We start from the raw sequence: 10,244 nt of genomic DNA, 5'->3' as shown, positions 1-10,244 counted from the left end.
GATACGGGTCCTCAAGGACCTACTGGACCTCAGGGCGATACTGGACCTCAAGGCGATACTGGACCTCAAGGCGATACAGGACCTCAAGGCGGTACTGGGCCTCAGGGTGATACTGGGCCTCAGGGTGATACGGGACCTCAAGGCGATACGGGTCCTCAAGGTGATACGGGTCCTCAGGGTGATACGGGTCCTCAAGGCGGTACTGGGCCCCAAGGAGCTACGGGTCCTCAGGGTGATACTGGGCCCCAAGGACCTACTGGACCTCAGGGCGATACTGGGCCTCAAGGCGATACGGGACCTCAAGGCGATACCGGGCCTCAAGGCAATACCGGACCTACTGGACCAAACGTAGCACTATTCGGATTTTCTGCTCAACGCGCCTCTAGTGTAATCAACACGGATACACAGTTAGGAGCCTGGACCGTGACCAGTCCGTACTACACAGGAACTGGATTTAACGCAACTACAGGAAACTATACCATCCAGCAAACTGGCAGGTATTCTATTAAACTGATTATCAGTTACCAATCTGCAGCCCTAACAGCCACTATTGGCGCTGGACCAGATCCAACATTTGTCATACGTCGGACCTCTCCTGTCGTAACAGACTTAGTAACAGGGTTACTCCCCTTATTAAATATTAACGTAGCTCTCGTGCTAACAATAAGAGGTGCTTTAGGAAATGCTTCCATCACATTAACAGGTGATTTTGATCTAACGGCAGGGGATGTAATAGGCGTCTTCTATGAGGCAGACGGTTTAGGAGCCAACTTAACCCTAAGCCCGGTCAGTCCCTCATCCACTGTTTGGTCCGTTCACAGGTTAACTTAATCGATAACCCATGAACCCGCACAAACAAAAAACAAACAACTCTCTATTATTTTTAGGAGTTGTTTGTTTTTTGTTTATTGAACAGACTATTTTACTACTTCAGTCAAAGTTGCTTTAACACGTGGGATATAGTACTCCGTATAGGATTCATAACCAGAATCTGTTCCGATTAATAACCAAAGCTTACCGTCGCTATCTGATTTTATATAGTAAGGCTTTTTCGTGTTAGTAAAATTCTTGATTTCGAAAGAATCATCAGTGGTATTTTCTTTCCCGATCGTGCCGACTAATACCGCATTCTTCCCATCTTGAGATTGCTGACCATGATCCACATTTAAGCGGTAGTGGTTATCATCTGCTACATATGATTTTGGTTCAATGGCGGAGGCTCCTGCTTTCACAAACACAGAATCCCCTGGAGATCCACCTACACCAAATGTACCGGACGGTGTATTGGTTGCAATATCAAAATCAAAGTCTACCTTATACGTAGTATTCGGTTTCACTTTGTGTGTGGTATGTACTGGCTTCGTAACATACATGAATAAATCATCACTATGATTACTCCCACCCAAATGGAGTCCTTTTTGTTGATTACTTAAATTTTTTGGAAGATCTCGTAGGGAATATGATAATCTCCAATCGTCTTCTTTACCTGGTGGATAGTCTGAAAAGCCACCTTTCCATCCGTTATAACCACTGTTAAACGTATCTTCTAGTACGATTTTCTGAGCAACCTTCTGCTCTACTTGAGCTGCTGAAACTGGCTGTGATTCAGTAAATCCAACAAACATCCCTCCTACTACAAGGGAAGTTGCAAGAACGGCAGAAACTGTTTTTTTCTTCATAATCTCCATACCTCCATTTATATATTTCTCGTCATCAAGTAGTTTGAATTCTACAAAGCGAGAATACAATTTCATACTAAACTTCCACTACCATTTTTACAACTATAGAACTATAAAAAAATATAAATAATTATAAAGTGAGATTTACTTATAAAATAGAACCTGCTATGGTTAATAAGGTTTTTCAAATCGTTTTTTAGGAGGTAGTTACATGTTTAAAAAATGCATCGCTGTTGTTATGGGTTGTAGTATCATGATGGCAACAGCCGCTGGAGTATCGGCTACGGAGGAGAAGCTAGCTATCCCGTATAAAGGGAAAGACCACCCATGTAAATCAAGCTCCACTCAGTTTAATGCCACACTCACAAAAGAAGTGGTCGATAAGGGCGGCGTAATCTCTTTAATGGAACCATCCCTCTCTTCTAAGCCTCATGAGAAGCTCCCAACAAAACTTTTTTATGGAACGCATATGTTTAATGGAGTGGTTCATGGTGAAGAAGTAAACGGATCAGACAAATGGTATGTTGTACATAACATGTGGGCAAACACCTATATCCATTCTTCTAACTTTGAAAAAGACGTAAAGTGCCTGTGGTAATCAACAGTTCCTATTTGTAAAAATAAGGATGGCCCCCTTCTCCAATGATGAGTGAAGGGGACCATCCTTATTTTTATGGTGTCTTTCCTTTAAACAATTCTATTACTTCATCTTTTAAATCAGGAGTAATCGCCAAAATCTGTTGAGACAAGAAGGAATCCTGCACTTTGTTATGTACATTTGGCACAGGAACAAACGAAAAAACATTTACCACTAAAACCAGTAAAATTGCCATCCGCAAGAACCCGAAAACCAGACCACCCGTCTGATTTACCGCTGATAAAACAGGAACTTTGGCTACACTCCCCGCAACTCCGCCAATGAGCCGAAAAATAGCTCTGGCTACTAGGAAGATTATCAGAAACGCAAGGAATGAATAGACAATGTTACTGATCGGGAATAGTCCCCACACACCTGTTTCTGGAACAATTCCAGGGAACCAGCTTGAGAAGGTTTGGGCAAAAGGTCCACTAAATTTGTACGCGAGATAGATGCTTACAATGGTGCCAAGTAACGCGAATACTTGACGGACTAACCCTTGGCGGTAGCCTTGAAAACAGGCCGCTACGATCGCGAGTAATAGGACGATATCAATCCAATTCATCTAAGGTTGATTATCCTCGATCAAATGCATGATTTCGTCGTATTCCTGCTTCAATCGCAAGTATTCATCTGCAATATTAAAAGCAGATAATACTGCCAAACGAGTCATATCTAAACGAGGATTTCCTTCTGCAATGCCTTTCATATTTGAATCCACCAACCCAGCTACTTGGCGAGTGTAGCTGGGGGTTGCTTTCCCAATGATAGGGTAGGTCTGTCCATAGATCTCTACATTCATACGAGAACGTTGTACCATTCATATCACCAACCCACACGTAGACTGTTTTCTTACTTGTTGTATACCAATTGAAATGTTCATTACCCGATCTTCATTGGAATAAAACGATCCTATTTCCCAAGTCTATCACTAATTAGGCTTATTTTGGGTGATTGGGAGCTAATGGAATCAAAATCGTCACATTAACTTCTTAATACAGCGCCTAATGTGGTCTGCAGATGTTCAACGACTTTTGAGTGTGTAGCAGTTACTTCAGCATCCGTTAGGGTCCGATCTGCCGCTCTATAAACAAGCGAGTAGGCGATGCTCATCTTGCCTTCCCCTACTTGGGAGCCGATAAATACATCAAATAAGCGTACCGATTCAAGAAGTTCTCCAGCTACTTCATGGATTCCTGCTTCAAGTACTCCTGCCTCTACATTTTTGTCCACAACCAGAGCCAAGTCTCGCGTGACTGCTGGAAAACGTGGGATCGCTTGATAGCGAATATCTGCCTGAATCGCTTGTTGTAGACGCTCGAGGTCGAGTTGAACCATTACAGTATCTTTGAGGTCATGTTGTTTCGCCAATTGTGGATGCATTTGTCCGAGTACACCGATTACTTCTCCATTATGAACCAATTCAGCAGTACGTCCTGGATGAAATCCCTCATAGTGGCTTGCTGCCTGAATCTCAACAGTAGACACGCCGATTCGCTCAAAAATAGCTTGCACAATCCCTTTCGCTACATAGAAATCGCCACCGTGCATTGCTTGACGGTTCCAACGAGCCAAGCGAAAATCTCCAGTTAAAAGGAATGCGAGTTCCGTACGCTCTTCAGGAAGTTCTGTAAGCTTTTTCTCTTTCGTTACATATACCCGTCCCATCTCGAAGATAGCAAGATCTTCGTTACCATGTTTCACGTTATAAGCAGCCGCCTGAATGAGCTCAGGCAAGAGGGTCGTACGTAATACAGCATGTTCACTAGACATCGGCATCGCCAAGCGAACGAAACCAGTTGATGGGGTAAGAGTTCCTACTTCGGTCCCGCGCTTGCTCGAAGTAAGGCTATATGTAAGTACTTCGGATAATCCCAGATCAATCAAGAGATGGCGTAACTTACGACGCAAACGCTGTGAATCAGTTAAACTCCCTGGCTGTTGTTGTCCCCATGGTAAAGTGGTAGGGATACGGTTATATCCATAGATTCTTGCCACTTCTTCAATTAAATCTACCTCTAATTGAATATCTGGGCGACGAGTCGGAACTTGAACATGATGAGCTTTTTTCTCTACATCAAAGTGAGACACGAAGCCCAAACGGTGAAAGATCTCTGCAACTTGCTCCTCACTAATACTTGTTCCTAACACTTTCATGAGACGATCATGGCGCAAGGAAACTGTCACTTCTTCAATTTCTCCCGAACGTTCTACAATCACACCTGAGCCTACTTGCGCCCCTGCGACCTCTTGCAGTAACTGAACAGCACGGTCTAGTGCAGGTAAGATCCGCTCTGGATCAATTCCTTTTTCGAAGCGATTGCTTGCTTCAGAGCGCAAGCCTAATTTACGAGATGCACGGCGAATAAGAGTAGGATCAAAGTATGCAGATTCTAGTAGCACCGTGGTGGTATGAGGACGAACTTCTGAAGATTCACCGCCCATAACACCAGCAAGCCCTAGGATCTGCTCGCCATCTGTGATAAGTAGTGTTTCATCATCTAATGCCCTTGTCACTCCGTCTAGCGTAACAACTGTCTCTCCAGCACGAGAACGTCGAACGATGATCTCTCCTGTTGGAATCGTTTGAAGATCAAAGGCATGTAAAGGCTGTCCTGTCTCTATCATCACGTAGTTGGTTACATCCACCACGTTGTTAATCGGACGAATCCCTGCTGAAATCAACCGATTTTGTAGCCATTGTGGAGAAGGTCCAACTTGAATTCCCTTCACAACTTGTACTGCATAAAATGGACAATCTTCTTCTAGATCTGTTGTGATTTCGATTAGTGTGTCTTTAGTAGATACGATGACTTCTTTTTTCTCTGGCAAACGAAGCTCTCGATTAAAAATTGCGGAAAGCTCATAAGCAACTCCCATCATACTTAAGCAGTCAGAACGGTTTGGTGTGAGTTCTAGCTCGACTACCTGATCGTTCATCCCAAGGTATTCCTTGATATCTTGGCCGATTTCCGCATCTGTCCCTAGCACCATAATCCCCTGCTTTTGATGCTCCATAAGGAACTTATCTGGAACCCCAAGTTCTTTCGCGGAACAGATCATACCGCGAGAAGCAACGCCACGCAATTTGGTATCCTTAATTTTAATCCCACCCGGCAGAGTAGCTCCCTTGATCGCAACGGGCACCAACTGTCCAACTGCTACATTGGGTGCACCGCATACGATCTGAAGTGGTTCAGAACTCCCAACATCCACTTGTGTGATATTTAGTTTATCCGCTTCAGGATGCTTCTCTACCGATAAAACATGTCCTACCACAACATGAGTTACTCCGTTATCACGAGTGTAGATCACTTCAACCTCAATCCCAGTACGATTTAACTCTTCTGCAATCATCTCAGGGGTAATTCCCGTCAAATCTACATACTCCGAAATCCAATCATGGGAGACTAACATGTATCCCCTCTCCTCTCTTAAACCGATTTAAATTGACGTAAGAAACGCAAGTCGTTGTTATATAGGTGACGAATATCATCAATGTCATATTTCAGCATCGCAACTCTCTCTACTCCGAGTCCAAAAGCAAATCCTGTGTAGCGCTCTGAATCATAGCCTGCTTTTTCTAATACACGTGGGTGAACCATACCTGCTCCTAGGATTTCCAGCCACCCTTTTTCTGGATGATAAATATCCACTTCTACACTCGGTTCAGTAAAAGGGAAATAGCTAGGACGTAAACGTACTTCTGTATCTGGACCAAACATCTTCTGAATCAGTTGTAGTAATACACCTTTTAACTCTCCCATCGATACACCACGATCTACTACCAAGCCCTCGATTTGCGTAAATTGGTGTGAATGGGTCGCATCATCATCATCACGGCGATATACTTTCCCTGGCATGATGATCCGAACAGGAACTTCTCCTTCTCTGGCAAGCAGTGTGCGACCTTGTACCGAAGAAGTATGTGTGCGCAACAAAATTTCAGGAGTGATATAGAATGAGTCCTGCATATCACGAGCCGGATGATCTTTAGGCAGATTCAACATTTCAAAGTTATAGTGATCTAGCTCTACTTCTGGACCTTCTGCAATCTCGAAGCCCATTCCGATAAAAATATCTTCAATTTGCTCAATTACAGAATGGAGTGGATGAATCGAACCTGGTTCAAGTGATGCACCTGGTAACGTTACATCAATGGTCTCACTTTGTAGCTTGGCTTCTAACTCCGCTGTTTCTACCGATTCACTTTTTTGAGAGAAGGCTGTTTCAAGTGCAGCTCGCACCTCATTCGCAAGCCCACCTATCACAGGACGTTCCTCCGCAGATAAGGAACCCATCCCACGTAATACAGCTGTTAGCTCCCCTTTTTTACCGAGGTATTTTACTTTTAAATCCTTGATCAGTTCCATTTCAGAAGCGGATTGAATTTCTTGCAACGCCTCCGTACGTAGACTTTCTAAACGTTCACGCATAGGAAAACACCCCTATTAAGTAAATTTTCAAGCCAAAATAAAAAAGACCTCTCCCTATAAAGGGACGAAAGTCTTTCCGTGGTACCACCCTTTTTGAAAGAAAGATCCTGAAATAGGCTCAGCTCTTTCTTTCCACTTTCGAACCTGATAACGGTGGCTAAAACCGGAAACCCTCTATTTAGAAGACAATCATCTGTCTTCTGTTCAAAGATTCAGCTCACAAGTGAATTCAGCAGTCGCTTCCATAGAGGCACTTGCAGTCTAAGGTTCCTCTTCCCTGTAAAGGAGCACTTCTGCTTACTGATCTTGCTCATCGCTGTCATTCATTTGTCCACATTGATTATCGCTATTATAACGAAGTCAGCCTCAGCTTGCAATCGATTATCGATAAGATTGGCGCACTCGCTCGTACATTAAAATCGCTCCCGTTACGGATACGTTAAAAGACTCTGTATTCCCCGGCATCGGAATTTGAACTTCGACATCTGCTTGGGCTAGAACATCAGGATTTACGCCACGCCCTTCATTTCCTAACAAGATCGCGGTACGACTTGGAAAGGGGTATTCGAAGTGACACTGACCTGCATGTGGGGACGTGCCTACAATGGTAATCCCTTTTTGTTTCATCGATTGAATCGCGAGTTCCAAATTACGTGGAAAAATTGGTACGTGAAAGAGCGCCCCCATCGAAGCTCGAACTACTTTCGGATTATATAGATCTACCGTACCATGCCCTAGATATACTCCCGTAATCCCCATACCCTGTGCCGTCCTCAAAAGGGTTCCTACATTTCCAGGGTCCTGCACTTCATCTAGTAAGAGGAATGTAGAAGTCCCTTGCTGTAATAGATCGTTTTCCTCCCACCTGTGCATCTCAATCTCTGCCATCGCTCCTTGGGGAGTTTCTGTTTCCACCAGTGACTGAAAAATCGGGGCAGGAAGTACATAGCACGGCACTTCTACCTGATGAGTGCAAAAAAACTTCTCCCATTTTTCCTGTTGCTCTTCTTCTACCATCACGGTGACGAACTTCGCTCCTGCTCGAATCGCTTCTTGAATCAGATGCTCTCCTTCAATCAAGAAACTTTGATACTCTTTACGTCCTTTTCTAGTCTTTAACTTCTTCCATCTTTTTAAGGCAGTATTTTGTACAGAAGTAATCATTGTCCAAAGCATATATCCGAACTCCTTCAGATTGGTTCATTCATTATACCATTGCCATCATATTGGATAAAGAGACACATAATCGGCCATTCTATTGAAAAATAGTGTAAAGGAGGCGCATCCATTGAATTTTAATATCCGTGGTGCTGTCTTACATAATCTGAGTGGTATGGCCGAACAAGAATTAGAGGGAATGATCGTCGATTCAATCAAGCAAGGCGACGAAAAGCTTTTACCAGGACTAGGTGTGCTTTTTGAAGTAATATGGAACAATAGTAACGAACAAGATCGTGATCAAATGATTGATACACTCCATAATAAAATCATGACAGGTCCTAAGCCTGATCCGTTTGGCCCTTGAACCAAAATTGTTTACTCAAGAGAGGTTGATTATTCCAACCTCTTGATCGGTTTTTAAATACTGAATATTCTTTTTTAAAAACGTTTTCAAAAACAACATTGTTCAACTCTTCACGATTTGATATGATAGATATAAATGGTAAAGGAGGGAGCCCGTTGAAATCACTTATCGTTGTCCGCCATTGTGAAGCAGAGGGGCAAGATTGGGAAGCTCCCCTAACTACTAATGGATTTACGCAGGCAAACGAATTAACAAAATTTTTCATAAACCGAAATGATAGCGTTTCCAAAATTATCTCAAGCCCTTATAAACGTGCAATCCAAACGATTCAGCCACTAGCAACGTATTTACAAAAAAAGATTGTCAAAGATGAGCGATTATCCGAAAGAGTACTCTCTCCGACTCCGCTTGACAACTGGACAGAGGTACTGGAACAAAGCTTCGAAAACCTTGACTTCTCGATCGAAGGAGGAGAGTCGAATCGACAAGCATTTCAACGTGTCGCTCCCCTGATTCGAAGCGAGTTAGAAAGTGAAGAATCTACGGTTGTCTTTGTTACACATGGTAATCTCATGACTTGCATCCTAAAGTACTTTGATCCTCAAATTGGATTTCAAGAATGGAAATCCTTATCGAATCCCGATGTGTTTCAAGTCACTTTTTGCCCCAAAGGCACCACACTTAATCGAATTTGGTCAGAACAAATAACTTGTAAATAGCGATAAAAACACCAAGCAGTGAAACAACTTGGTGTTTTTATCGTGCGAGTGGAAACTATTTTGCTTCGAAAACCCCTCGAATTTCCTTCACTTTAGCCTCATCAAGACGCTCCACAATCGCTACAATCCAACGGACCAACGCCTCACAATCTCGACGGTCTAAGATCGAGGAATGACTGTGGATATAGCGAGTTGGTACCCCTAGACTGATACTTGGTACGCCTGTTTTATGCGTGTGGATAAAATGGTTATCAGTCGCACCACCCGTGATCACCTCAAACTGGTAAGGAATACCCTCTTCCTCGGCAACCTGCTTGACAAAATCGATCATGCCACAGTGCGCAATATGACCTGCATCGTATAGGACGAGAAGTGGTCCCCCTCCCATTTTGGTATCTCCGTGCGGGTTAGTCGTTCCCAAGGAATCGGTTGCAATCCCTACATCCACCACAATCGAGATATCTGGATCTACTACTTGCGCAGAGGTGATTGCACCTCGACATCCTACTTCCTCCATCACAGTTCCTACCGAAAACACTTGATTTTGATGCAACACGTCATCCTCTGATAATTCTTGCAATACACCTAATGCTACCGCGCAACCTAAACGATTATCCATTGCCTTAGCTAACCAGCGATTTTCGTTACTCATCGTTGTGAAGGGGGAGTAGGGGATGATAAAGTCTCCTGGCCTGATTCCTAATTGATCAATCTCTTCTTTATTCTCCACACCTAGATCGACAAATAAATCCGTTACCTCGACACCCTTTTTTCGCTTAGCTGGCTCCAATAAATGAGGAGCCACAGAGCCCACTACACCTAAATGTCTCCCCTTAGATGTGATCACTTCTACACGCTGTGCAGGGAGAACTTGTCCCCACCAACCACCTAATGGGTGAAATCTTAGAAAACCATCATCTGTGATACGAGTAACCATAAATCCAACTTCGTCCATATGTCCTGTAATCATAATTCTAGGTCCTGTCGTTCCTTTACGAGCGATAAAACTGCCTAGACGATCTTTATGTATTTCATCAGCATAGGGAGTAGCATATTGCTCCATTACTTCCCTTACAGCTCTTTCAAATCCTGGAGGTCCTGGCGCCTCCGTCAGTTCCTTCAGCATGGATTTGAACGACGTCTTACCTTCTGTTGATTTCCCCATCATTACCACACTCCGTTTATATATCATTTTTTTCAATCTAATAAGAATAGAGATCTCTTAATCACTTAAGAGATCTCTATAAG

At 43.4% G+C, this 10,244-nt stretch carries 10 protein-coding genes, 1 pseudogene and 1 other annotated feature; of the genes and pseudogenes, 4 read left to right on the top strand and 7 right to left on the bottom strand.

The window, feature by feature from the left end; genetic code table 11:
- A pseudogene (locus BT147_RS15150) lies at nucleotides 1–831 on the top strand (collagen-like protein); the annotation flags it as partial.
- Nucleotides 832–917: 86 nt separating this feature from the next.
- Here the strand turns inward: BT147_RS15150 and BT147_RS13875 are convergent.
- Entirely contained in the window at nucleotides 918–1,679 is a 762-nt protein-coding gene (locus BT147_RS13875) for a hypothetical protein (RefSeq protein ID WP_143188016.1), read from the bottom strand.
- Nucleotides 1,680–1,890: 211 nt separating this feature from the next.
- Between BT147_RS13875 and BT147_RS13870 the strand changes: the two genes are divergently transcribed.
- Nucleotides 1,891–2,277, top strand: coding sequence for a hypothetical protein (locus tag BT147_RS13870; RefSeq protein ID WP_072336605.1), 387 nt, complete (start codon nucleotides 1,891–1,893; stop codon nucleotides 2,275–2,277).
- A gap of 73 nt (nucleotides 2,278–2,350) precedes the next feature.
- On the opposite strand, the gene BT147_RS13865 is transcribed toward BT147_RS13870, so the two are convergent.
- The 5 genes from BT147_RS13865 to BT147_RS13845 form a co-directional block, all read right to left on the bottom strand.
- Nucleotides 2,351–2,881 carry a CvpA family protein gene (locus tag BT147_RS13865; RefSeq protein ID WP_072336602.1) on the bottom strand — a complete coding sequence of 177 codons (531 nt, stop codon included), beginning with the start codon at nucleotides 2,879–2,881 and terminating at the stop codon, nucleotides 2,351–2,353.
- Nucleotides 2,882–3,136 (bottom strand): cell division protein ZapA, encoded by a 255-nt coding sequence (gene zapA / locus BT147_RS13860; RefSeq protein WP_072336599.1) that lies wholly within the window; start codon nucleotides 3,134–3,136, stop codon nucleotides 2,882–2,884.
- A 164-nt stretch (nucleotides 3,137–3,300) separates the two neighbouring features.
- Nucleotides 3,301–5,733, bottom strand: a complete 2,433-nt coding sequence (gene pheT / locus BT147_RS13855) for a phenylalanine--tRNA ligase subunit beta (protein WP_072336596.1) — start codon at nucleotides 5,731–5,733, stop codon at nucleotides 3,301–3,303.
- A gap of 17 nt (nucleotides 5,734–5,750) precedes the next feature.
- Nucleotides 5,751–6,752 carry a phenylalanine--tRNA ligase subunit alpha gene (gene pheS, locus BT147_RS13850; RefSeq protein WP_072336593.1) on the bottom strand — a complete coding sequence of 334 codons (1,002 nt, stop codon included), beginning with the start codon at nucleotides 6,750–6,752 and terminating at the stop codon, nucleotides 5,751–5,753.
- A 57-nt stretch (nucleotides 6,753–6,809) separates the two neighbouring features.
- Nucleotides 6,810–7,075, bottom strand: a binding site (T-box leader).
- Between the two features lie 58 nt (nucleotides 7,076–7,133).
- Complete coding sequence (locus tag BT147_RS13845) at nucleotides 7,134–7,928, bottom strand: TrmH family RNA methyltransferase (protein ID WP_072336590.1); 795 nt, start codon at nucleotides 7,926–7,928, stop codon at nucleotides 7,134–7,136.
- A 112-nt stretch (nucleotides 7,929–8,040) separates the two neighbouring features.
- On the opposite strand from BT147_RS13845, the gene sspI reads away from it, so the two are divergent.
- Nucleotides 8,041–8,277, top strand: coding sequence for a small acid-soluble spore protein SspI (gene sspI, locus BT147_RS13840; protein ID WP_072336587.1), 237 nt, complete (start codon nucleotides 8,041–8,043; stop codon nucleotides 8,275–8,277).
- A gap of 155 nt (nucleotides 8,278–8,432) precedes the next feature.
- Entirely contained in the window at nucleotides 8,433–8,996 is a 564-nt protein-coding gene (locus BT147_RS13835; protein ID WP_083426580.1) for a histidine phosphatase family protein, read from the top strand.
- A gap of 55 nt (nucleotides 8,997–9,051) precedes the next feature.
- Here BT147_RS13835 and BT147_RS13830 read toward each other — a convergent pair whose 3' ends face one another.
- Entirely contained in the window at nucleotides 9,052–10,161 is a 1,110-nt protein-coding gene (locus BT147_RS13830) for a M42 family metallopeptidase (RefSeq protein WP_072336581.1), read from the bottom strand.
- Nucleotides 10,162–10,244: the final 83 nt, after the last annotated feature.

It is taken from the genome of Thermoactinomyces sp. DSM 45891, from assembly GCF_900119485.1.
Taxonomy (GTDB): domain Bacteria; phylum Bacillota; class Bacilli; order Thermoactinomycetales; family Thermoactinomycetaceae; genus Baia.
The sequence above is the reverse complement of the archived record's forward strand: the minus strand, read 5'-3'. Positions and strand labels throughout refer to the sequence as shown.

Excerpts from the sequence above, each read along its gene's own strand:
- BT147_RS13875 (WP_143188016.1), bottom strand. The coding sequence starts at position 1,679 with ATGAAGAAAAAAACAGTTTCTGCCGTTCTTGCAACTTCCCTTGTAGTA.
- BT147_RS13870 (WP_072336605.1), top strand. The coding sequence starts at position 1,891 with ATGTTTAAAAAATGCATCGCTGTTGTTATGGGTTGTAGTATCATGATG.
- BT147_RS13865 (WP_072336602.1), bottom strand. The coding sequence starts at position 2,881 with ATGAATTGGATTGATATCGTCCTATTACTCGCGATCGTAGCGGCCTGT.
- zapA (WP_072336599.1), bottom strand. The coding sequence starts at position 3,136 with ATGGTACAACGTTCTCGTATGAATGTAGAGATCTATGGACAGACCTAC.
- pheT (WP_072336596.1), bottom strand. The coding sequence starts at position 5,733 with ATGTTAGTCTCCCATGATTGGATTTCGGAGTATGTAGATTTGACGGGA.
- pheS (WP_072336593.1), bottom strand. The coding sequence starts at position 6,752 with ATGCGTGAACGTTTAGAAAGTCTACGTACGGAGGCGTTGCAAGAAATT.
- BT147_RS13845 (WP_072336590.1), bottom strand. The coding sequence starts at position 7,928 with ATGCTTTGGACAATGATTACTTCTGTACAAAATACTGCCTTAAAAAGA.
- BT147_RS13830 (WP_072336581.1), bottom strand. The coding sequence starts at position 10,161 with ATGGGGAAATCAACAGAAGGTAAGACGTCGTTCAAATCCATGCTGAAG.